A 21,372-nucleotide genomic window follows, 5' to 3' on the forward strand; every position below is an offset into this window, starting at 1 on the left:
GCGCCTATTGCTTGTCCTGCAGCGGCGGTGTCGGGCGGATCAGGATTTCGTTGACATCCACATGGGCCGGTTGCGACAGCGCATAGACCACCGCACGGCCGATGTCCTCCGGTTGCAGGGCATAGGCCGGCGGCTCGTCGAACAGCGGCGTATCGACCATGCCCGGCTCGATCAGCGTGACCCGTACACCGCTGCCGCGCAGCTCCTCGCGCAGGCTCAGGCCCATGCCGGTCACCGCCCATTTGCTGGCGCTGTACATCGAACCGGGAATGACGAAGCGCCCTGCCGCCGAGCCGGTGAGCAGCAGATGGCCGCGGCTGGCCTTCAGCGCGGCGAGCGTGCAGCGCAGCGTCAGCCCGACGCCGTAGACGTTGGTCAGCAGCATTTCCTTCCATACCGCCGGGTCGGCCGCGCTGAAGCCGCCTTCGCTGCCCGGTATGCCGGCGTTGGCGTAGACCGCATCGAGCTGGCCGAAGCGCTCCAGCACCTGCTGCACCATTGCCTGCTGTTCGGCGTAGTCGGTGACGTCGCAGCGGATGGCGATGGCGCGCTGCGGACCGATTTCATCAACCAGCCGCTGCAGCTTGTCCGCCGAACGCGCGGCCAGAGCCAGGCGATAGCCGGCCTTGGCGGCCTGGCGCGCGGTGGCCGCACCGATCCCGGACGAGGCGCCGGTGATCAACAGAACGGGATCGCTCATGCCGCCTCCTCAGTAGTTCGGAGTGGTTTCCGGAATGGCGCTGGCGTCGGTGATGAAGGGCATCGTCCAGGGCTCCAGGGTGCAGCCTTTGTCGATCAGCTCCTGGCGGGTCTGCTCGATGACCTGGGCCATGCGCAGCGGGTCGGCGTAGTCGCGCACCTGCGCTACCCGGGCGAGTTCTTCGCCGCTGCCGTTCATCACGGTGAAACCGAAGCTGTCGTCTTCGGGGTTGGCGCTGGTCACGCAGCCACAGGGCAAAAAGGCTTCCGAGGCCAGTTGCATCGCGTTGTCCAGGCTCAGGGGCGTTGTGGTCATGATCGTCTCCGTTGCGTTGCCGTTGTCTGGAGTTGACCGCCATATGCCGGTGCCGTTTCCCCACAGCCGACCGGCTGTCGCTTGTGCAATGGCAGGCGCGGCACCATATTCATCGGCATGAGCATGCCTGCCCCCGATCCGCTGTGCCGCTTCCATCCCGCCGTGGCGGGCTGGTTTTCCCGCAGCTTTCCCGCCCCGACACCGGCTCAGGCAGCAGCCTGGCCGTTGGTACGCGCCGGTCGCTCGACCCTGGTCGCCGCGCCGACCGGTTCGGGCAAGACGCTGACCGCCTTTCTCGCCGCCATCGACGCGCTGGTGCAGCAGGGCCTGACCGAGGGCGGGCTGGTCGACGGCACCCAGGTGCTCTACGTGTCGCCGCTCAAGGCGCTGTCCAACGATATCCATATCAACCTCGAACAACCGCTGGCCGGCATCGGCGCCGAGCTGCAACGGCTCGGCCTGCCGCCGGTGGACATTCGCACCGCTGTGCGCACCGGCGACACGCCGCAGGCCGAGCGCAACGCGATGCGCAAGCGGGTGCCGCATATCCTGGTCACCACGCCGGAATCGCTCTACGTGCTGCTCGGCTCCGAGTCCGGGCGGCAGATGCTGCGCGATGTGCGCAGCGTGATCGTCGACGAGATCCACGCCATCGCCGGCAACAAGCGCGGCAGCCACCTGGCGTTGTCGCTGGAGCGGCTGGAGGCGCTCTGCGAACGACCGCTGGTGCGCGTCGGGTTGTCCGCCACACAGAAGCCCATAGACGCGGTTGCGCGCTTTCTGGTCGGAACCGAGCGCCCCTGCGAGATCGTCGATATCGGCCATGGCCGCGCCCGCGACCTGGCGCTTGAAGTCCCGCCGGTGCCGCTGGAAGCGGTAATGAGCAACGATGCCTGGGCGCTGGTCTACGACCGCCTGGCCGCGCTGGCCGGCGAGCATCGGACCACCCTGGTGTTCGTCAACACGCGCCGCATGGCCGAGCGCACCACCCGCCATCTGGCCGAACGGCTGGGCGGCGCGGTGGTGGCGGCGCACCATGGCAGCCTGGCGCGCGAGCAGCGGCTGACGGCCGAGCAGAAGCTCAAACGCGGCGAACTGCGGGTGCTGGTGGCCACCGCCTCGCTGGAACTGGGCATCGACATCGGCGACGTGGAGCTGGTCTGCCAGCTCGGCTCGCCGCGTTCGATCGCCGCTTTCCTGCAACGAGTAGGACGCGCCGGTCACCAGGTGGCGGGTGTATCCAAGGGGCGCCTGTTTCCCAGCTCGCGTGATGACCTGATCGAATGCGCCGCGCTGCTCGATGCCGTGCGCCGCGGCGAACTGGACACGCTGAGGATTCCCCCGGCGCCGCTGGACGTGCTGGCCCAGCAGATCGTCGCCGAGGTATCCAGCCGTGAATGGCAGGAGGACGCGCTGCTGGCGCTGCTGCGCCGGGCGATGCCCTATGCGGTGCTGGATGACGACACTTATCAGGCGCTGCTGAGGATGCTCGCCGAAGGCTATACCACTCGCCATGGCGCGCGCGGCGCCTATCTGCATCGCGACCTGGCGACCCGCAGCCTGCGCGGCCGCCGCGGCGGGCGGCTGACCGCGCTGACCTCCGGCGGCACCATCGCCGACAACTCCGACTACGCCGTGCTGCTGGAGCCGCAGGGGCTGAACATCGGCACGGTGAACGAGGATTTCGCCGTGGAGAGCCTGGCCGGGGACGTGTTCCAGCTCGGCAACACCTCCTACCGCATCCTCAAGATCGAGGCGGGGCGGGTGCGCGTGGAGGACGCCCAGGGCATGCCGCCAAGCATCCCGTTCTGGCTCGGCGAAGCGCCAGGGCGCAGCGACGAGCTGTCCTTCGCGGTCGCCCGCCTGCGCGGGGAAATCGACCAGCGCCTGGCCAGCGCCGAGTCGCAAGCGGCCGAACGCCTGCAGCCGGTGATCGATTGGCTCGCCGGTACCCCGGGCATCCCACGCGAAGCCGCGCAGCAGATCGTCGAATACCTGTCCCGAGCACGTGCGGCGCTGGGCGCGTTGCCGACCCAGCGGCGGCTGATCATGGAGCGCTTCTTCGATGAGTCCGGCGGCACCCAGCTGGTGATCCACTCGCCCTATGGCAGCCGCATCAACCGTGCCTGGGGCCTGGCGCTGCGCAAGCGCTTCTGCCGCACCTTCAACTTCGAGCTGCAGGCGGCAGCCACCGAGGACGCGATCATCCTCTCGCTGTCGACCAGTCACAGCTTCGCGCTGGATGAGGTCTGGCGCTACCTGCATTCGGCCAGTGCCGAACAGGTGCTGATCCAGGCGCTGCTCGACGCGCCGCTGTTCGGCGTGCGCTGGCGCTGGATCGCCACTACCGCGCTGGCCCTGCCGCGCATGGCCGGCGGGCGCAAGGTGGCGCCGCAGCTGCAGCGGATGAAAAGCGAAGACCTGCTGGCCACGGTGTTCCCCGATCAGGTGGCCTGCCTGGAGAACATCGTGGGTGAGCGGGAGATTCCCGACCACCCGCTGGTGCGCCAGACCCTCGACGACTGCCTGCACGAGGCCATGGACAGCGAGGGTTGGCTGGCGCTGCTGCGGCGCATGGAGAGCGGAGAGGTCGAGCTGCTGACACGTGACCTGCCGTCGCCGTCGCCACTGGCCATGGAAATCCTCGGCGCGCGCCCGTACGCCTTTCTCGACGACGCCCCGTTGGAAGAGCGACGCACCCAGGCGGTGCTCGCCCGTCGCTGGAGTGATCCGGAGTCGGCCGACGACCTTGGCGCGCTGGACCCCGAGGCGATCGCGGCGGTGGGGGCGGAGGCCTGGCCGGAGGCGCGCAACAGCGACGAGCTGCATGAGGCGCTGACGGCGCTGGGCTGCATCGCCGAGGCCGAGGCGGCGGGGCAGCCGCACTGGCTGCAATGGCTCGCCGAGTTGGCCCGCGCGGGGCGGGCGACACGCCTGCAGGTGGCTCACGACCGCGCGCTCTGGACCCCGCTGGAGCGCCTGGCCTGGCTGCGTTCGATCTATCCGCAGGCGGCCTGCGAGCCGTGTCTGCCATTGCCGGCCGGCTATGACCAGCTGCTCGACGAAGAGGAGGCGCTGGTGGAACTGATCCGCGCCCGTCTGGGCGGTTTCGCGCCGCTGCCGGTACCGCTGATCGCTAGACCGCTGGCCCTGCCGGCCTCGGCGGTGGCGCTGGCGCTGACCCGTCTGGAGGCCCAGGGCTATGTGTTGCGCGGGCGCTTCAGCCCGGGAGCGAGCGAGGACGAGTGGTGCGAGCGGCACCTGCTGGCGCGCATCCATCGCTACACGGTCAAGCGCCTGCGCCGCGAGATCGAGCCGGTGGAGCTTGCCGACTGCATGCGCTTTCTCGCCGACTGGCAGCATCTGTCGGCGGGCACCCGCATGCAGGGGCGCGAGGCGCTGGGCACACTGGTCGAGCAGCTGGAAGGCTTCCAGGCGGCCGCGACGGCCTGGGAAAGCGACTTGCTGCCGGCCCGTCTGAAGGATTACGGCAGCACTTGGCTGGATGAGCTGTGCCGCTCCGGTCGCATTGTCTGGACGCGGCTGTCCGGGCGTCTCAAGGCCAGCGGCGGGCCGGTACGTGGCACGCCTATCGTACTGTTGCCGCGGCGCCAGCTCGGTGCCTGGCATGCATTGGCCAGCGACGCGCCCGCGCCGGAACTGTCATCGCGGGCGCAGCGCGTGTTCGATTGCCTGCAGACCCATGGCGCGCTGTTCTTCGACGAACTGCAGCACGATGCCCATCTGCTGCGCAGCGAACTGGAGGACGCCCTGGGCGAACTGGTGGCGGTCGGGCTGGTGAACGCCGACAGCTTCGCCGGCCTGCGCGCGCTGCTGACGCCGGCCAGCAAGCGTTCGCGCACGGCGCGGCGAACCCGCGGAGGCGCCTTTATCGGCGGTATGGCCGACGCGGGGCGCTGGGCGCTGGTGCGCAAACCTGCCGAGGCCGAGGAAACGACCGGCCGCTCCGGCTTTTCGGCTGAGGCGCTGGAGCATATTGCCCGCGTGCTGCTGCGCCGTTACGGCGTGGTGTTCTGGCGACTGCTGGCGCGCGAGGCGGACTGGCTGCCGCCCTGGCGCGAGCTGTTGCGGGTATACCACCGGCTGGAAGCGCGTGGCGAGATCCGCGGCGGGCGTTTCGTCGCAGGCGTGGCGGGCGAGCAGTTCGCCCTGCCGGAAGCGCTGGCGCTGTTGCGCGAGGTGCGCAAGCGGCCGTTGGCGGGCGAGCTGCTGGCGGTCTCGGCGGTCGATCCGCTGAATCAGTTGGGGACGCTGTTGCCGGGCAGCAAGGTGCCGGCGCTGCCGGGCAACCGCATCCTCTACCGCGATGGCGTGCCGCTGGCGGCGCTGGTGGCGGGCAAGCCGCAGTGGTTGCTCGACCTCGACGAGCCGGCGCAGCGTGAGGCCCTGCGTCGGCTGACCTCGACGGGGCGCTGAGGCCCGGTCGTCAGCCGGCCTGGGCCAGGCACTTCAGACTGCCGAAGTCGCTCTGCAGCTGCGTCAGCCGTCCGCTCAAATGGGCGCGCTGGCCGTCGTCGGCCAGACGATGGAGGTCGGCCACCAGTTCCAGACCGGCCTGTTCTGCGCGTTGCAGCGCCGCGCGGTCATCTTCGTTCAGCAGCGCTTCGCGATCCTGCAAGAGCCGGGCGATACGCTTATCGAAATCGGCGCCGTGGCGCTGCTCGACGGCGGCCAGCAGCATGGTCTGCCATTGCTCGCGATTGCGCAGCCAGCGGCTGTTCTGCTCGCTCAGGGTGTGCGCCCAGCGCAGCACGCGCTGGCGCTGCTGCGCGTTCAGCGGGCCGAACCAGTACTGCAGGCGCTCCTGCATGCGCTCGGCGCGTTCGCGGATCTGCTGCTCCAAGGGCGGCTCGAGGTATTTCTCCCGGTGTTCACGGCGGTTCTCGTCCAACGCCTTGCGCAGTTCCTCGACTTGCGCGTCGTTCAATGCCCGCAGCAGATCGGTGGCGGTCGGGGTGACCTCCACCGCGATGCTGTGCATGGCGTCGCGTACGCCGCGGTAGTGTGGCTCCAGATCGCTCGGCTGGAGTTGGCCGTCGGCACTGCTTCGCTCCAGCCGGTCAAGCCTGGCCAGGAGTTCCGGCAACTGGGTGCTGCAGTGCCAGGCCAGGTGTTCGCGCAGCCGTTGGCGCAGTTCGCGCTGCTGGGTGCGGTCCAGGTCCAGGTAATCGTTGAGTGTCCAGGGAATCAGCGTGTCGAGATTGCGGTAGACCAGGGTTGCGCGGCTGCAGCCGACCAGCAGGAAGGTGCAGAGCAACATCAGCAGAAACAGGCGGCTGGTGGAGCGCATCGTCTTTCCTCAGCGGGCGGCACCTGTGTGTGTAGAGCCCAGCTGCCGCCAAGGGTTCTGGCTCGGTCCGTTTCGTCGATCGGGACGAGCAAAGCGTGCCGGCTTGTGGTCTGCATTGCATGGGGCCGGCTCCGCGGCGCGGACGGCCGTCTTGTCTCAGTAGCAATGGAGAAACGCCATGACCTCGCAGATCAAGCACCTCAGCGGCGAAGACGTACCCAAAGCCTGGCGCCCGACCTGGGCCGTATGCTGGGTGGTGGAACTGAACGGCACCATCGTCGGCGGCCCTTACGCCACCGAAGCGGAAGCGCGCGCGGTCGCAGACGGCGAAGAGGAACCGCGGATTTCGCAGACCCCTGCGCCCTGATCGCTCCTCGCCAGCCCGCGATGCTAGCGTGACTGCTCCAGGCAGTGTTGCGGGCATGGTGCCTGGTACGGCACAGAGGGTGGCGGTGGCGCAACCAGCTGATCGACCAGTTCCAGCGATTTGTCGAACGATGGGTAGCCGCTGCGCGCGACGTCCAGTTCGCCGTAGGCCTGTCGATAGCCCTCGGCCCTGATCGGGTCCGCCTGCTCGATCAGATAGGGCTCCTGGTAGATCTTGTAGAGCAGCGCCACCGCGTGCGGATGGCCCTTGCGCTTGGCCTTCTCCAGCAATTGCAGCACTTCGGAGGGCTCCGGGCCCTGACGGATCAGCAGCAGTGCCTGGTAGAACTCGGTCTCACCGCGCCGATCCAGCCGCGCGCTGCGATCGAGCAGGGCCTGGGCCAGTTCGTAGCTGTCTTCATCACCGACCGATATCAGAATCTTGGCCTGCATCAGATCGTTCTGGTACAGCAGACGCTCGGCGCGACAGCCGCCGTCGTCCCAGGCGCGATCGCAGGATTGGCTGGCGCAACCGCCGAGAGTCAACAGCAGGCCGAAGAGCAATGCCTTTTTCATGGCTGAATTGGTACTCCGTTCTCTTTTCGCCAGTATGGGGCGTGCCTGCTTCGATTCGCCAGTGCGGCTTACGTTCGCTTAGAAATTGGGGCAGGGCGCGTTCATCTGTTGCAGGCCATAGCGTCGCAGCAACGTCTGCCAGCGGGCACTGTGCGGCAGGTCGGCGACAAGCTGCTGGATGTACTGCGTGGTCGCGGCGGGCAGGCTGGCAGTCATGAGCACGTGGCGGTCGAACACGTACAGGGGGCTCGGTGAAACGTGCAGCTGCGCTTCTGGCACCTCGGTCAGGCTGTAGAACAGGCGTGACGAGCGCGGGATGAGGGCGACATCGATGCGCCCTGAGAGCAGCTTGTTCAGATTCTGAAGGTCCGTATGCACGTCTTCGCGGCGGATCAGCCCCTTGTCGATATCCGCCTGCAGTGTGCGATAGCGATGCCCGAGGATTCCGCCCAGGCGCAGGCCGTGCAGCGAGCGCGGGCCGTCATAGTCGACCGGAGCCGCCCGCCGCGAGACGAAATCCTGAATGTCGCAGAGCAGCGGTCGCGTCCAGCTGGCCCGAGCGGTTAACCGTTCGGGAAAGAACTCCGGTGTGGCCCATAAAAGAATGCCCGGTTCGTTGGCGGCGAGCCGGGCATCGAGTCGCTTTCGCGGCAGCTGCGTCAGGCGGAATTCGTAACGACCCTGGTTGGTCGGGTGCTCGTTGAGCAGCTGTACCAGGGTTTCGGACAGGCCGGGGCTCTGGCCGGAGGCGAACGGCGGAGAAGGTTGATAGGCCCAGACAGTGACAGGCTCGGCCGCCTGGGTATGCAGCGATAGAAGAATCAGCAACAAGAGCAGCAGTTTCTGCATCGCGGTCCTGTCTTGGAGGGTGGGCCGTCGTGGCGAATTGCCCCGGCCCAGCGCTCAAGACTGATTCAGCGCGGCGGGCAAGGCAAGCGCGCTCCGCCGACTGGTGCAGGCGGTAGCGTCAGAAACGCTCGTGTTCGCCGAGAAAGCGCCAGTGCCCCACCGGCAGCTTGGCCATCGACAGTCGGCCGATGCGTATGCGCTTGCTGGCGACGACGCGCAGGCCGATGGCCTCGCAGAGCATGCGAACCTCGCCTGGTGCGGGTTCCTTGACCACCACGCGCAGGCGGTTTTCGCTCTGCCAGCTGACCTTGGCCTTGGGCAGGATCCTGCCACGATGCCCGATTCCCTTGGCCAGCAGCGCCAGGCCACCTTCTTCCGCTTCGCCGCTGACCTCGACGACGTACTCCTGCTCGAGCTTGTTGCGCGTGTCGCCGAGCAGGCGGATCACTTCACGCTGCTGGCTGAGCACGCTCAGGCCGCTGGCATCGGCATCCAGGGGCAGCAGCAAGGTATGGCGCAGCAGGTGACGCTGCAGTGGTTCGGCGCGGGACGGATCATCGACCCAGTGCTCGCTGGCCTGCAGCGCACGGCGGGGGCCATCGTTATCACTGTCGATCGGGAGTTCGGCTGGCTTGTGCAGCAGCAGCGTCACTGGGGCGATTTCCTTCGCCGTGGCGCCGGGCTGCAGTTCGATACGTTGCTGCGGACCTACCTTGAGGAAGGGCGCTTCGACCAGCTCGCCGTCGACAGTGACCCAGCCGCCCTCGATGTACAGCTCGGCCTCGCGCCGGGAACAGCCGAATTGCTCGGCGACGCGTTTGGCAAGGCGCACGGGATCGGTCATGGGATACTCGGAGAAATCAGGAAGGAGGTGGAACGCGGCGAGCCTGTACAGAGCGGCTCGCCGAAAGCGGTTCGTGTCAGCGCATCACTTCTTGCTGATGGTGATCTGCCGGGACGGGCCCTGGGTCTGGCCACTCACGCCGTTGGGGATGGTCTGGATCTCACCGCCGGCCTTGAGGAACGCGGCCATCTGCTCTGCCAGGGACTGGCTGGTTTCGGTCGCGGGTTCGGGTTTGCGCTTGGCGCTGGTGGTTTTGGTGGCCATGGATCGCTTTTCCTTCAATCAGTCGAACCGGGCATTATACAGATTTGATCAAATTTTGTTCAGCTTTTTACGGTCGGTCATTTCTTGAAGCGTTTTCGCAACCACCGAGCCGACGCTCTGGTCTTCAATGAAGCGGCGTATCTGGGAATCACAACGCCCCATCACCGGAGGACCTTCATGCTGCGCCAAGCCATTCGCACCACGCTCTGCGGTTTCGTCATTGCCGCTTCGTTCCAGGTTGCCGCTGAAACGCAACGCTTTCCCAGCGAGGCGGGGCAGGTAACCGTCAAGGAGATCGCCGCGGGGCTGGAGAACCCGTGGGGGCTGGCCTTTCTTCCGGATGGCGAGCACATGCTGGTGACCGAGCGGCCCGGTCGGCTGCGGCTGGTGGGGCTCGATGGCAGCCGATCGGAACCGCTGGCTGGCGTGCCGGACGTATTCGCCCGCGCGCAGGGTGGCCTGCTCGATGTCCGGCTGTCGCCGGCGTTCGAGCAGGACCGCCTGGTCTATCTGAGCTACGCCGAGGTTGGCGAGGACGGCAAGGCCGGGACGGCCGTCGGTCGCGGCCGGCTCAGTGATGATCGATCCCGGCTGGAAAACTTCGAGGTGATCTTCCGCCAGCTGCCCAAGCTGTCCAGCGGCATTCATTTCGGCTCGCGGCTGGTCTTCGATGGCAACGGCCATCTGTTCGTGGCGCTGGGCGAGAACAACCAGCGCTCCACCTCGCAGGACCTCGACAAGCATCAGGGCAAGGTGGTGCGCATCGGCCTGGACGGCAGCGTGCCCGACGACAATCCCTTCGTGGGGCGCGACGGCGTGCGTCCGGAAATCTGGTCCTACGGCCATCGCAATCAGCAGGGGGCCGCGCTCAACCCCTGGAGCGGCGTGCTCTGGACGCACGAACATGGCCCGCGTGGTGGCGACGAGATCAACATCCCTCAGGCCGGCAAGAACTATGGCTGGCCGCTGGCGACCCATGGCATCAACTACAGCATGCTGCCGATCCCGGAGGCCCAGGGTAAAACCGTGAAGGGCACCGAGCCGCCTCATCACGTCTGGGACAAATCGCCGGGTATCAGCGGCATGGCGTTCTACGATGCCGAGCGTTTCCCGGCCTGGCAGCGCAGCCTGTTCATCGGCGCCCTGGTAGACCTGTCGCTGATCCGGCTGCAGCTGGATGGCGATCGGATCGTCGGCGAGGAGCGTCTGCTCAAGGACCTGAATGCGCGTATCCGTGACGTGCGTGTGGGGCCGGACGGCTTCCTTTACCTGCTCACCGATGCCGCTGACGGCAAGCTGCTGCAGGTAGGGCTGGACAGCAACTAATCGCCGGGGCAGCGGCGGGCAGGCGGCCTGCTCCGCCGCACTGCCGTTTCCATGGAGCATTCCCGCTCATCGCCTGTCCCATTCCAGTGATGGCCGTCCGTGCCGGTCATCTGGAATGTGTGCAGGTCGAATAACAAGAGCGAGGAGTTGGCGCCGTGGCAGTAGTCATCAGCGGATTGTTCTGCATCATCGTCGGGCTGGCGCTTGGCGTCGGCGGTGCAAAGGTCATCAGCCTCGGCGGAACCTGGTACTTCGCCATCCTGGCGGCCGGCTTTCTGCTGACCGGTGTCCTGCTGCTGATGCGCCGCCGCACGGCGCTGTGGGTGTACGCCCTGCTCATGCTCGGTGCGCTCGGCTGGGCGTTGTACGAAGTCGGCCTGGACTGGTGGCAACTGGCGCCACGCGGCAGCATCATCGCGCCGCTCGGCCTATGGCTGCTAACACCATGGATCGCGCGTCGCCTGGGCTGGCAGCATTTCGGCTTCCGTGCCTGGGGTGGTGCAGCGCTTCCGCTGATGCTGGCGGTGTTGCTCTGGGGTGTGGCGGTCATCTATGCGGTGGGGCGCGACAGCCAGGACATCAAAGGCATGCTGCCGCCGCCATTGGCCGATGCGCCTGCCGTCGACGACAGCGTGCCGGAGGGCGACTGGCATGCCTACGGGCGTACCCAGCATGGCCAGCGCTATTCGCCGTTGGCGCAGATCACTCCGCAGAACGTCGAGCGCCTGGAGCCGGTCTGGCACTACCAGACCGGCGATCTGCGCGGTCCGGACGACCCGGACGAGACCACCTACGAGGTCACTCCGCTGAAGGTCGACGACAGCCTCTACCTGTGCACGCCGCACAACCTGGTGATCGCCCTGGATGCCGAGACCGGCGAAGAGCGCTGGCGCTTCGATCCCAAGGTGCCGCATTCGGTCAACCGCCAGCACCTGACCTGTCGTGGGCTTTCCTATCATGCCGCTCCCGCCTCCAGCCAGGCGCAGAGCTGTCGCCAGCGGCTGTTCATGCCCACTGCCGACGCCCGGTTGATCGCGCTGGATGCCAGAACCGGCGAGATATGCCCCGGCTTCGGCGACAACGGCGAAGTGGACCTGTGGGCCAACATGCCCCACGTAAAAGAGGGTTTCTACTACTCGACCTCTCCGCCGGTGGTCGCGCGCGACCGGGTGATCATCGGCGGCGCGGTGAACGACAACGTGCGCGCCAACGAGCCGTCCGGGGTCATTCGCGCCTATGACGTCTATACCGGCAAGCTGCTGTGGAACTGGGACCCGGGCAACCCCGACGAGACCGCGCCCATCGCTGCCGGGCAGACATACAGCGCCAGCAGCCCGAACAGCTGGAGCATTTCCAGCGCGGACGAGACGCTGGGGCTGGTCTACATTCCGCTCGGCAACCAGGTGCCGGATCAGTGGGGCGGGCGGCGCAGCGAGAACAGCGAGCGTTTTTCCTCCTCCATCGTGGCGCTCGACCTGGATAGCGGCCAGCTGCGCTGGGTTTTCCAGACCGTGCGGCACGACCTCTGGGACATGGATGTGCCGGCACAGCCTAGCCTGATCGACATCCAGACGGAGGAGGGGCCGGTGCCGGCGCTGGTGGCGCCGACCAAGCAGGGCGACATCTATGTGCTGGACCGCCGCACCGGCGAGCCGATCCTGCCGGTGCGGGAGGTGCCCGCGCCACAAGGTGCGGCCGAAGGCGACTGGGTCGCCAGCACGCAGCCTGCGTCGGCACTGTCCTACGAACCGCCGAAGCTGCAGGGCAAGGACCTCTGGGGGGCCACGCTGATCGACCAGATGATGTGCCATATCCAGTTCCATTCGCTGCGCTACGAGGGACGCTACACGCCACCCTCCACCCAGGGCACGCTGGTTCATCCGGGTAACTTCGGCGTCTTCAACTGGGGTGGGGTGGCGGTCGATCCGGTACGCCAGATGGTGTTCAGCACACCGGCGTACCTGGCCTTCACTTCGCGGCTGATCCCGCGTGAGGACGACGAGACGACCTATGTCTCGGACAAGGAGCCGTTTCTCAACGAGAACTTCGGCTCGCCATTCGCGGTGGAACTGGAGGCCTTCGTATCGCCGATCGGCTTGCCGTGCACCGCGCCGCCGTGGGGCTATGTGGCGGGCGCCGACCTGCGCACCGGCAAGACCCACTGGCTGCGCAAGAACGGCACCGTGCGGGATCGCTCGCCGATTCCGCTGCCGTTCAAGATGGGAGTACCGAGCCTGGGCGGGCCGATGGTCACCGCCGGTGGCGTGGCGTTTCTCAGCGGCACGCTGGACTACTATCTGCGTGCGTACGACGTCAGTACCGGTCGCGAGCTGTGGAAGGCGCGCCTGCCGGCTGGCGGCCAGGCGACGCCGATGACCTACCAGAGCCGTTCCGGGCGGCAGATGGTGGTGGTGGTCGCCGGCGGGCATGGCTCGCTGGGCACCAAGGCAGGGGATTCAGTCATCGCTTATGCCTTGCCGCGCCGCTAGAATCGCCGCCTTCATCACTGGGACACCCGCCATGGCCGCCATCGGACGTTACAACAGCCTGCAGATCGTCAAGCACACCGGTTTCGGCCTCTACCTCGACGGCGGGCCGGATGGCGAGATTCTGCTGCCCAACCGCTACATCCCCAAGGATGTGCCGACCGAGGTGGACGACTGGCTGAACGTGTTCGTCTACCTCGACAGCGAGGACAAGCTGATCGCGACCACGGAGAAGCCCAGGGTGCAGGTCGGCGAGTTCGCCAGTCTCAAGGTGGCGGAAATCAACCGCGTCGGGCTTTTCCTCGACTGGGGGCTGCCCAAGGATCTGCTACTGCCGCACTCGGAGGAGAAGCGGCCGCTGCAAGTCGGCGACTACTGTGTGGTCTACGTGTACATTGACCAGCGCACCCGTCGCATCACCGCCACCGCACGGCTGGATCGCCATCTGGACAAGACGCCGGCGCGCTACCGGGTGGGCGACGCGGTGGACCTGCTGATCGTCGAACCGACCGATCTCGGCTACAAGGCGATCATCAACGGCCAGCACTGGGGATTGATCCACAAGAATGAGGTGTTCAAGTTCCTGCGCGGCGGCATGCGTGAGCGGGGTTACATCCGCGAGCTGCGCGCCGACGGCAAGATCAGCCTGAGCCTGCAGCCGATCGGCAGCGAGGCGACCGATGCGCTGCAGGCGCTGATCCTCCAGCAACTGGAGGAAAATCAGGGCGTACTGGCTGTGAGCGACAAGAGCCCGGCCGAAGAGATCGCGCGGCGGTTCGGTGTCAGCAAGGGCAACTTCAAGAAGGCCATCGGCGGGCTCTACAAGCAGGGCCGCATCGTCATCCACCCGGACCGCATCGAGCGCCCCTGATGCGCGTCATGGGCTAAAGATCCAGGTCGATCTGGCTGCCAGCTTCCTTCCTCAGCGGCACGCCCTTGCCTGCGGCATAGCTCAGCTGGCCGTCGACCAGCCGTGCCGGGGCAGTGAAAGGGTGGGCGGCGGGCGGCTTCTCGTCCTGGATGTGCAGCACCTCGATACCTCGGGTTTTCAGCACATCCGATACCAGTGAGCGGTGGCAGCGCCACCAGAGCACCTCGGCGCACATCATCGCGGTGCGTTGCCGGCCCGCCATTTCCAGCAAACGGTTGAGCCCGCGGTTGAATTCGTCGCTCTGCAAATGATCGGCGTAGCCGCGAAAGGAGCTGTTGCGCCAGGCCAGGTTGGGCGAATCCGCAAGCGGCCGTCGGCGACCGCCAAGCTCCTCGAACCAGGCATAGCCGATACCCGCCTCACCCAATGCACCCCGCAGCGCCTCGCTGCCGAACTGTGGCAGCCGCCGCGAACCGGGGAAGCGGCGCACGTCGGCGATGGCTTCGATGCCGTGCAGCTGCAGCAGCTCGACAAAGGCCTCCAGCGGGCGGTTCGAATGGCCGATGGTCCAGACGGTCAGCGTGTCAGTCATGCAATCAGTCCAGTTTGGTCAGCGCCGACTCTTTATGCATCGCCACGTGATCGGTCTTGTCGCTCTTGATCTCGTACTGCGGTGCTTCGGGGCTGGCACGCCGGGTCCGGCCCATGAACTCGGTGTCGGCCGTGTGCACCCTAGTGATGCGACCGCGGACTCGTCCCGCTTCCGAGTTCCAGCTCACGTGATCGCCGACCTTGAACTTATGGCTCATCGCTAACCTCCGCCTGCGTCTGTTGATCCTCATGTTGGACCTCGAAAGCGCGCCGACGGTTGCCCGAGCGTCACCCTTATATAGGGATTAATCCCTGCCGTTTCGCGCAATTATGCGGTGCCGTTCGTCGGGACAAAATCATAGGATTTAATGCCGTTTGAAAGTTGGCGAATTCAAAAAACCGTCGCAAGCGGAACGACAAATTCCTCTAACAAGGGGGCTAAGCGTCATATCAAATCGATATCTGTACCCGTTTATATAATGGCAACATAATATCGGTGACAGATATATGGCGGCTTATTGGCGATCTTTTTCCGCCACAAAGATTTCCATTATTTTTTCGAACCTATTATAAAGCCGCCACGCAAGACGATTTACCGGTTTGTTCAGGGGGTGGACGGCGGGAAATTTCTTGTAGAACGGTTCGTTTGTTGTGACACCGCGGTTCCTTCCAGTATCGCCCCACGACTTATCGACCTCCCGTCACTTTTCGAAGGCTGGGCCTTTGAAGTAGTAAGTTCCGGAGAGACTCAATGTCCACCAACCTGTTTACCGGTGCCCGTAAGGCACTCGTCGCTTCCATCGCCATGGCTGCCCTCATGGGTGGCGTAACCGTAGCAACTGTTCCTTACGCTGCTGCAGCTACCGCTGTCGCTGCAGCCTCCGTTTCCACCAAGGTCAACGCCTTTACCAATACCGACTGGCTTAATGGCGTCTGGCGCACTGGCGCAGGCTTCTCCATTCCAGCAACGGATGCCAACCAGGCGGCTTTCAAGGCGGGCGCCTCGGTTCGCCTGGCGGACGGCCAAGTGCGCACCATCAGCCGCGCGCAGGTCGTCGGCAGCAACATGAGTGTGTTCCTTGATGGCGCCAAGCTCGATGGCAACAAGGTGGGTGCACCGCAGTCGGTCGCAACCGTGGCTGCCGCAACTTCGGCTCCCGCTACCGCGGCGCCTGCAGTAACCGCGCCGTCGACTGCGACTGCTTACTCCACCAGCATTAATTCCTTTACCAACACCGATTGGCTCAATGGTGTCTGGCGCAAGTCGCCGGGCTTCTCCATTCCCGCCAACGATGGCAATAAGGCCAACTTCAAAGTCGGTGCTTCGGTAAAACTGGCCGATGGTCAGGTTCGCAAGATTACCCAGGCACAAGTCGTCGGTAGCAACATGAGCGTCTTCCTCGAAGGCGCCGCGGTTAACGGAAGTGTAGTGGGCGCGCCCAACAAGCTGACCCTCGCCGGTACTACCGCAACTGCTCCGGCACCGACCGCACCTTCGTCTTCGGTCGTTGCCACCAGCAACCTGAACAGCTTCACCAACAATGAGTGGCTGAACGGGGTGTTCCGTGCGTCCGCCGGGTTCTCCATCCAGGCAACCAGCGCCAACGTCGCCGCTTTCAAGACCGGTGCATCGGTAAAACTGGCTGACGGCCAGGTGCGCAAGGTTCTGCGTACCCAACTGGTCGGCAGCAACATGAGCGTGTTCCTGGAAGGCGCGGCCATCAACGGCGCTGCTATCGGTTACCCGAAGACGGTCTCCGTGGTCAGCACCTCCGCCACGCCTTCGGCTCCCTCGGTCACCACGCCGCCTGCTGCTGTAGCGCCGGCCCCGAGCCCAGCGCCGTCAGCGCCGAGCACCACCAATGGCAAACCGCTGCTGGTTGGCGTCAACCTGTCCGGTGCAGGCTTCGGCCCGTCGGTGGTTCCCGGTACACACGGCACCAACTACACCTACCCGGCCGAGTCGTACTACAAGAAGTACGCCGACCTCGGCATGCCGCTGGTACGCCTGCCGTTCCTCTGGGAGCGTATCCAGCCCAAGCTGAACACGCCGCTGAATGCCACAGAACTTGCGCGCCTGAAGCAGTCGCTGGATTTCGCGCAGAAGCACAACGTCAAGGTGATCCTCGACCTGCACAACTACTACCGCTATTTCAACAAGCTGATCGGCTCGAACGAAGTACCCATCAGCTCGTTCGCGGCGGTGTGGAAGCAGATTGCGCAGGAAGTGGTCAACCACCCGGCGGTGGAAGGTTACGGTCTGATGAACGAGCCACATTCGACCAATGGGCTCTGGCCGCAGGCCGCCCTCGCTGCTGCTCAGGCGATCCGCACCGTGGATTCCAAGCGCTGGATCTACGTGGCCGGTGACCGCTGGTCCAGTGCCTTCCACTGGCCGCACTACAACACTCAGCTGATCAGCAACCCGTGGATGCGCGATCCGAAGAACAACCTGGTGTACGAAGCACACATGTACATCGACAAGGATTTCTCCGGTAACTACTTCGACAAGAACGAAAAGTTCGACCCGATGATCGGTGTCAATCGCGTCAAGCCCTTCGTCGACTGGCTGAAGCAGAACAAGCTGCGTGGCTACATCGGTGAGCACGGTATTCCGGACTTCTCGCCGTCCGCCCTGGTGGCCACTGACAACCTGCTGTCTTACCTGCGTCAGAACTGCATCCCCAGCACTTACTGGGCAGCAGGTCCCTGGTGGGGCGAGTACGCACTGTCGCTGGACGTGACCAGTGGCAAGCACCGCCCGCAGCTGCCGATTCTGCAGAAGCACGCCAAGACCGCGCACAGCTGCACCAGCATCGGTCCGCTGTAAGGACTTCACCCCTCAAGCAAGAACGGGCCTTCGGGCCCGTTTTTGCGTTTCAGCGCCCAGCCTGTCTGCTACAGCTCGTCGGCTCGCTCGAGACAGCCCGGCGCCGGCTACCTTCGACCATTCGGTCACAAACGCGCCGTCGCGCGCCGTTTCGCTTGTTTTCGTACGCCGATCCGTAGCCCAGTCGCGATGCCGCCTGCAGGCGCATCGTGGGCAGAGCGCCAGCAAACCAGCGCTGTCCGGCTCGCTCGTCCACTACCGGCGCCGCCGCGATAGCCCGCCAGCGAACGCCGGAACCGTCTGGCCCGAGCCACGGAACTCGAAAAATGGGGTCCGGTCACCATTTATGTGCGCACTTACATTGCACGGCCGCGGCGATCCGCATCGCTGTGCTTCAACGGACCGTGGTCATCCGGCCAATCCATAACCCTATAAAGGTGGACAAAATGACGACACCCGATGAAGAAATCACAGGTTACGGCGGCCAAGCCGGCACCGGCACGCCGCAGAAGGCCGCCTCCAGCGGACAGTCGAGCAGTTCGTCGTCCGGCAATGGCGTGGCCCCGATGAGTGGCTCCGGGGTCAGCCAGGGTGCGACCAGCGAGGACATCAAGGCCAAGGCAGCCGAAGCCGGCGAACAGCTGAAAAATCAGGGCAAGGCACAGCTGGACAGCTATCGCGGCACCGCTGCCGACGAACTGGAAAAGGTCGCGCAAAGCGCCAAGGCTGCCGCCGCAGAGCTGGAAAATCAGGACAGCACCGGCTTGTCCCACTACGTGTCCGACATTGCTCAGAGCATGGTCGACCTGGCCGACAACCTGCGCGGCAAGAGCGTCGACGAGCTGGTCGGCGAGGTGAACCGCCTGGCGCGCAACAATCCGGGCCTGTTCATTGCCGGCAGCGTCGCCCTCGGCTTCGGCCTGACCCGCTTTGCGCGGGCTTCGAGTAATCGCACCCACACGACGGCACGCGAGCCCACCACCGATTACGGCCATTCCGATGCTGCTCGACCGCATCCCACTTCGCCACTGGGCGTTCCGGCTGACGTGACAGCTGAAACCCTGCCGAGCCAGGCCGAACTCGATTCGCGCATTTCAAGCGGCGCATCGGGCGGTACGGTCGGCAGCGTCAGCAATGCGGGCATGACCTCGACGCCGGGCAGCACCAACGGCATCGGCGCCAACGGCAGAGGCACAAACGGAGGGCTGAATCGATGAACGAGCAACGTAACCTGAACACGCCTTACGAACCGGCGGCGAACCCCGAGCACGACACTTCCGTGGGCGGCCTGTTGCGGCAGCTGACGCGTGAAGTGCCGTCACTGTTCACCAAGGAGCTGGCTCTGGCCAAGGCCGAGCTGAGCGAATCCATCCGTGCCACCAAAGCCGGCGCCGCGAGCGTGGCCACCGGTGGTGCCGTGTTGCTGGCTGGCTTCATCGTGCTGCTGATGTCGGCAGTGTACTTCCTCGGAACGATGATGGAGCTGTGGCTCGCTGCGCTGATCGTCGGCGTGGTCGTGGTGGTGGTAGGCCTGATCATGGTCTCGGCGGGCAAGAAGAAATTCGAAGCGTCTTCGTTGAAGCCTGACCGCACCATCCATTCTCTGCAGAAGGACAAAGAAATCGTCAGGGGGCACGCATGAGTACGCACAATCAGATAGATCTGGAAGCGCAGAAAGACCCGAGCACGCTCGAACGCGAGATCGATCAGCAGCGTGCCGAGATCGGCAACATCGTCCATGCTCTGGAGAGCAAATTGTCGCCGGGGCAGATGATCGACACCGCACTGGGCTACGCCAAAGGTGGTGGCGGTGAGTTCCTGCACAATCTCAGCGATACGGTGAAGGCTAACCCCGTGCCCACCTTGCTTACCGGCATCGGATTGGTCTGGCTGATGGCCGGGCAGAATCGTCGCCCGGATTACAGTGCCCACGCTTCCAGCGGCCCGTCGATGACCGACAAGCTCGCGGCCAAGGCCTCTGGCCTGAAGCAGCAGGGCACCGGCGTTAAGGACAAGGCGGCTCAGATGAGTCATGACGCCTCCAGTAGTCTGGGCAGCGCCCGCCATCGGGTCAGCGACTCCAGCCGTCAGGCGGCGGAAAGCCTGAAGCACACCGCCGATCGCGCTCGTGGTGGTTTCAGCCAGTTGCTCAACGAGCAGCCGCTGGCCCTTGGCGCCATGGGTATTGCCCTGGGTGCTCTGCTGGCTGCTACCGTTCCACCGACCCGTCGTGAAGACGAACTGATGGGTCAGAAGAGCGACGAGCTGACCGGCAAGCTCAAGCACAAGGCCCGTGAAGGCTACGAAATGGCCAGTGCCGAAGGTGAGCATCTGGCCAGCCAGGTAAAGCACGACCTAGAGCGCGATCACGGCCAACCGGCCTCACGGCCGCACTGACGGAGCGCCGGCGGGTTGCCGTTCGCGAAGCGCGCGGTGGGCTTGAGTCCGATCGCATAACCTCCGATAATCCGCCGCCTGGCGCCGGTGTAGCTCAGTAGGTAGAGCAGCGCATTCGTAATGCGAAGGTCGCAGGTTCGACTCCTGTCTCCGGCACCAATGAAATCAAGGCTCGCAGCTATGCGGGCCTTTTTCGTTTCTGGGTCGGGGTTACGCCGGGGTTACGTTTCGGTAGCCTTCCCGAGTGAGCTGGGCCGATGAGCGATGCTGGCAGATCATTGGCTTCGTATGGTTTGCTGAAACACACGCAATTGAGTTCCTCCGTCATTCCGTGGACGAAGTGGCCTTGGGGCTGCTCCTTTGCCGGCTGCGCTCTGCGCCACGCCGCCCAGGCTGGGATGGGAACGTGGCATTTGTCTGGTTTGGGTGGATACCGTTTTGGATACCGCCGCTTGGATACCACCTCAGTGCTGGTACGCAAAACGTGGTGCGCAAGGTGGTACGCACGGAAATGGACATTTCAGCGATGCGTACCGGCTCTCCGGGCTGACCATATCGGCGGCCGTCCAATTCCTGTTTTGATGGCAAAGACGCTGAGCTTTTTCTTATGCAGCCTACAGCCTCGGTATGAGGCATGCGTCTGCGGGCTTCGCCGGCCGTACCCAGACCTGCACGAGCTCTGGACCTGGATGATCCCGCTCGAAAACTTTACCTGTACACGTAGCCAGACTAGATGTGTCTTCTCCGTAGACATATTGTGTGAGCGGCTGACTCATTAAGCAGAGCCGTCCACTCTGCGACTGCAACAGCGGGTGCCAAAGGCAACTGCAGTACAGAACTCACCAACGCGGCAGCAAGGAGCAACTACAGATGAAAAAGCCGGCTACGGTGGCCACCCTAGAGGATTTAGGGCGCGTAAGGCTATCCAAGCACTTCTTCATGCGAGACTTCCTGTACTCGGAAATCTCGCAGATTGAAGGCATTCCCAACATCCCGGATTACCCTGACCGTGCCATTGAGGCTGGGCGTCAGCTTTGCGAATTATTGCTGGAGCCGCTCCAAGATCGTTTTGGCCGGATCTGCATTCGCTCCGCCTATCGGGCTCCGGCAGTCAATGCGAAGGGCGCAGAAAACAAAAACCAATATAGTTGCGCCGCAAACGAGAGCAACTACGGTGGGCATATTTGGGATTACTTGGATACCGACGGCTATCTGGGTGCGACCGCTTGTGTTGTGGTGCCGGCGTTGTTGCCCTGGTATGAGGAGCGGCAGGACTGGACGCCGCTGGCTTGGTGGATTCACGACAATTTGCCATACGCCAGCCAATTCTGGTTTCCCAAACTGGCGGCGTTCAATTTACGGTGGAGCGCGAACCCGAACACGCTGCCCTCTATAACCACCTATGTGGCAAACCCGCATACTGGAGATAAGCGGGCGCTGGTGAAGGAGGGCGTCGCCACGCTTAGTTTGGAGGAGCGCAAAGCGATCATCCGGCCTTGGTTAGCCAGCTTGGGGTAAATTCACACCGACGTGATAGATCGCGCGACGTTGCTTCAAGTTGAGCAAGTGGATCTGAATAGATCCGTTTAGCGGGCCGCTAGGGGTTTAGCTTTACCCGATGATGGCACAAAGATATTGTGGCCATC

General features: G+C 64.7%; 20 protein-coding genes and 1 tRNA gene. 11 read left to right on the forward strand and 10 right to left on the reverse strand.

Translation table 11 applies throughout. The features are described from left to right. Positions 1 to 4 precede the first annotated feature (4 nt). A complete protein-coding gene (locus VF716_RS14020; protein ID WP_011912618.1) occupies positions 5 to 700 on the reverse strand; it encodes an SDR family oxidoreductase in 696 nt (231 codons plus the stop codon). Between the two features lie 9 nt (positions 701 to 709). Continuing rightward, positions 710 to 1,015 (reverse strand): hypothetical protein, encoded by a 306-nt coding sequence (locus VF716_RS14025; protein WP_013982271.1) that lies wholly within the window; start codon positions 1,013 to 1,015, stop codon positions 710 to 712. A gap of 117 nt (positions 1,016 to 1,132) precedes the next feature. On the opposite strand from VF716_RS14025, the gene VF716_RS14030 reads away from it, so the two are divergent. Next, positions 1,133 to 5,452, forward strand: coding sequence for a DEAD/DEAH box helicase (locus tag VF716_RS14030; RefSeq protein ID WP_440552759.1), 4,320 nt, complete (start codon positions 1,133 to 1,135; stop codon positions 5,450 to 5,452). A gap of 10 nt (positions 5,453 to 5,462) precedes the next feature. On the opposite strand, the gene VF716_RS14035 is transcribed toward VF716_RS14030, so the two are convergent. Beyond that, complete coding sequence (locus VF716_RS14035; RefSeq protein WP_020307363.1) at positions 5,463 to 6,326, reverse strand: DUF6279 family lipoprotein; 864 nt, start codon at positions 6,324 to 6,326, stop codon at positions 5,463 to 5,465. 178 nt (positions 6,327 to 6,504) lie between these two features. Here VF716_RS14035 and VF716_RS14040 point away from each other — a divergent pair, with 178 nt between their 5' ends. Continuing rightward, positions 6,505 to 6,693 carry a hypothetical protein gene (locus VF716_RS14040; protein WP_013982273.1) on the forward strand — a complete coding sequence of 63 codons (189 nt, stop codon included), beginning with the start codon at positions 6,505 to 6,507 and terminating at the stop codon, positions 6,691 to 6,693. A gap of 23 nt (positions 6,694 to 6,716) precedes the next feature. Here VF716_RS14040 and VF716_RS14045 read toward each other — a convergent pair whose 3' ends face one another. The 5 genes from VF716_RS14045 to VF716_RS14065 all read right to left on the reverse strand — a co-directional run bounded on the left by VF716_RS14045 (position 6,717) and on the right by VF716_RS14065 (position 9,414). Beyond that, entirely contained in the window at positions 6,717 to 7,268 is a 552-nt protein-coding gene (locus VF716_RS14045) for a hypothetical protein (RefSeq protein ID WP_020307364.1), read from the reverse strand. 78 nt (positions 7,269 to 7,346) lie between these two features. Beyond that, on the reverse strand, positions 7,347 to 8,117 hold the full coding sequence (locus tag VF716_RS14050; protein ID WP_011912623.1) for a hypothetical protein: 771 nt from the start codon (positions 8,115 to 8,117) through the stop codon (positions 7,347 to 7,349). Positions 8,118 to 8,235: 118 nt separating this feature from the next. Then, positions 8,236 to 8,961 (reverse strand): RNA pseudouridine synthase, encoded by a 726-nt coding sequence (locus VF716_RS14055; protein ID WP_013982275.1) that lies wholly within the window; start codon positions 8,959 to 8,961, stop codon positions 8,236 to 8,238. Between the two features lie 84 nt (positions 8,962 to 9,045). After that, the gene (locus VF716_RS14060; protein WP_013982276.1) at positions 9,046 to 9,225 is read right to left on the reverse strand and encodes a hypothetical protein; all 180 of its coding nucleotides are present in this window, start codon (positions 9,223 to 9,225) and stop codon (positions 9,046 to 9,048) included. 48 nt (positions 9,226 to 9,273) lie between these two features. Continuing rightward, complete coding sequence (locus VF716_RS14065) at positions 9,274 to 9,414, reverse strand: hypothetical protein (protein ID WP_155397267.1); 141 nt, start codon at positions 9,412 to 9,414, stop codon at positions 9,274 to 9,276. Here VF716_RS14065 and VF716_RS14070 point away from each other — a divergent pair. From VF716_RS14070 to VF716_RS14080, 3 genes are all read left to right on the forward strand, one after another. Then, positions 9,403 to 10,551 carry a PQQ-dependent sugar dehydrogenase gene (locus tag VF716_RS14070; RefSeq protein ID WP_020307365.1) on the forward strand — a complete coding sequence of 383 codons (1,149 nt, stop codon included), beginning with the start codon at positions 9,403 to 9,405 and terminating at the stop codon, positions 10,549 to 10,551. The genes VF716_RS14065 and VF716_RS14070 overlap by 12 nt on opposite strands. Positions 10,552 to 10,706: 155 nt before the next feature. Beyond that, positions 10,707 to 13,040, forward strand: coding sequence for a glucose/quinate/shikimate family membrane-bound PQQ-dependent dehydrogenase (locus VF716_RS14075; RefSeq protein ID WP_125849841.1), 2,334 nt, complete (start codon positions 10,707 to 10,709; stop codon positions 13,038 to 13,040). A 31-nt stretch (positions 13,041 to 13,071) separates the two neighbouring features. Then, positions 13,072 to 13,908, forward strand: a complete 837-nt coding sequence (locus VF716_RS14080) for a CvfB family protein (protein ID WP_013982281.1) — start codon at positions 13,072 to 13,074, stop codon at positions 13,906 to 13,908. A 13-nt stretch (positions 13,909 to 13,921) separates the two neighbouring features. Here the strand turns inward: VF716_RS14080 and VF716_RS14085 are convergent, their stop codons facing one another. Both VF716_RS14085 and VF716_RS14090 read right to left on the reverse strand, forming a co-directional pair. Next, positions 13,922 to 14,500 (reverse strand): DUF488 domain-containing protein, encoded by a 579-nt coding sequence (locus tag VF716_RS14085; protein ID WP_011912629.1) that lies wholly within the window; start codon positions 14,498 to 14,500, stop codon positions 13,922 to 13,924. 4 nt (positions 14,501 to 14,504) lie between these two features. Next, positions 14,505 to 14,717 carry a DUF2945 domain-containing protein gene (locus VF716_RS14090; protein ID WP_013982283.1) on the reverse strand — a complete coding sequence of 71 codons (213 nt, stop codon included), beginning with the start codon at positions 14,715 to 14,717 and terminating at the stop codon, positions 14,505 to 14,507. A gap of 533 nt (positions 14,718 to 15,250) precedes the next feature. On the opposite strand from VF716_RS14090, the gene VF716_RS14095 reads away from it, so the two are divergent. The 6 genes from VF716_RS14095 (at position 15,251) to VF716_RS14120 (ending at position 21,244) form a co-directional block, all read left to right on the forward strand. Beyond that, positions 15,251 to 17,329, forward strand: coding sequence for a glycoside hydrolase family 5 protein (locus tag VF716_RS14095; RefSeq protein WP_011912631.1), 2,079 nt, complete (start codon positions 15,251 to 15,253; stop codon positions 17,327 to 17,329). A gap of 446 nt (positions 17,330 to 17,775) precedes the next feature. Further along, the gene (locus tag VF716_RS14100) at positions 17,776 to 18,546 is read left to right on the forward strand and encodes a hypothetical protein (protein ID WP_020307369.1); all 771 of its coding nucleotides are present in this window, start codon (positions 17,776 to 17,778) and stop codon (positions 18,544 to 18,546) included. Next, on the forward strand, positions 18,543 to 18,971 hold the full coding sequence (locus VF716_RS14105; protein ID WP_011912633.1) for a phage holin family protein: 429 nt from the start codon (positions 18,543 to 18,545) through the stop codon (positions 18,969 to 18,971). The genes VF716_RS14100 and VF716_RS14105 overlap by 4 nt, the downstream gene beginning before the upstream one ends. Next, entirely contained in the window at positions 18,968 to 19,726 is a 759-nt protein-coding gene (locus tag VF716_RS14110; RefSeq protein ID WP_020307370.1) for a DUF3618 domain-containing protein, read from the forward strand. The genes VF716_RS14105 and VF716_RS14110 overlap by 4 nt, the downstream gene beginning before the upstream one ends. Positions 19,727 to 19,809: 83 nt before the next feature. Then, positions 19,810 to 19,885: transfer RNA gene (locus tag VF716_RS14115), tRNA-Thr, on the forward strand. A gap of 711 nt (positions 19,886 to 20,596) precedes the next feature. Continuing rightward, a complete protein-coding gene (locus tag VF716_RS14120; protein ID WP_011912637.1) occupies positions 20,597 to 21,244 on the forward strand; it encodes a hypothetical protein in 648 nt (215 codons plus the stop codon). Positions 21,245 to 21,372: the final 128 nt, after the last annotated feature.

The sequence above is a fragment of the Stutzerimonas sp. Brlt_14 genome (assembly GCF_051948915.1).
GTDB classification, from domain to species: Bacteria; Pseudomonadota; Gammaproteobacteria; order Pseudomonadales; family Pseudomonadaceae; genus Stutzerimonas; species Stutzerimonas stutzeri.

Bases quoted from the DNA above. Each gene is read 5' to 3' on its own strand.
- VF716_RS14020 (WP_011912618.1), bottom strand. From the start codon at position 700: ATGAGCGATCCCGTTCTGTTGATCACCGGCGCCTCGTCCGGGATCGGT.
- VF716_RS14025 (WP_013982271.1), bottom strand. From the start codon at position 1,015: ATGACCACAACGCCCCTGAGCCTGGACAACGCGATGCAACTGGCCTCG.
- VF716_RS14030 (WP_440552759.1), top strand. From the start codon at position 1,133: ATGAGCATGCCTGCCCCCGATCCGCTGTGCCGCTTCCATCCCGCCGTG.
- VF716_RS14035 (WP_020307363.1), bottom strand. From the start codon at position 6,326: ATGCGCTCCACCAGCCGCCTGTTTCTGCTGATGTTGCTCTGCACCTTC.
- VF716_RS14040 (WP_013982273.1), top strand. From the start codon at position 6,505: ATGACCTCGCAGATCAAGCACCTCAGCGGCGAAGACGTACCCAAAGCC.
- VF716_RS14045 (WP_020307364.1), bottom strand. From the start codon at position 7,268: ATGAAAAAGGCATTGCTCTTCGGCCTGCTGTTGACTCTCGGCGGTTGC.
- VF716_RS14050 (WP_011912623.1), bottom strand. From the start codon at position 8,117: ATGCAGAAACTGCTGCTCTTGTTGCTGATTCTTCTATCGCTGCATACC.
- VF716_RS14055 (WP_013982275.1), bottom strand. From the start codon at position 8,961: ATGACCGATCCCGTGCGCCTTGCCAAACGCGTCGCCGAGCAATTCGGC.
- VF716_RS14060 (WP_013982276.1), bottom strand. From the start codon at position 9,225: ATGGCCACCAAAACCACCAGCGCCAAGCGCAAACCCGAACCCGCGACC.
- VF716_RS14070 (WP_020307365.1), top strand. From the start codon at position 9,403: ATGCTGCGCCAAGCCATTCGCACCACGCTCTGCGGTTTCGTCATTGCC.
- VF716_RS14080 (WP_013982281.1), top strand. From the start codon at position 13,072: ATGGCCGCCATCGGACGTTACAACAGCCTGCAGATCGTCAAGCACACC.
- VF716_RS14085 (WP_011912629.1), bottom strand. From the start codon at position 14,500: ATGACTGACACGCTGACCGTCTGGACCATCGGCCATTCGAACCGCCCG.
- VF716_RS14090 (WP_013982283.1), bottom strand. From the start codon at position 14,717: ATGAGCCATAAGTTCAAGGTCGGCGATCACGTGAGCTGGAACTCGGAA.
- VF716_RS14095 (WP_011912631.1), top strand. From the start codon at position 15,251: ATGTCCACCAACCTGTTTACCGGTGCCCGTAAGGCACTCGTCGCTTCC.
- VF716_RS14100 (WP_020307369.1), top strand. From the start codon at position 17,776: ATGACGACACCCGATGAAGAAATCACAGGTTACGGCGGCCAAGCCGGC.
- VF716_RS14105 (WP_011912633.1), top strand. From the start codon at position 18,543: ATGAACGAGCAACGTAACCTGAACACGCCTTACGAACCGGCGGCGAAC.
- VF716_RS14110 (WP_020307370.1), top strand. From the start codon at position 18,968: ATGAGTACGCACAATCAGATAGATCTGGAAGCGCAGAAAGACCCGAGC.
- VF716_RS14120 (WP_011912637.1), top strand. From the start codon at position 20,597: ATGAAAAAGCCGGCTACGGTGGCCACCCTAGAGGATTTAGGGCGCGTA.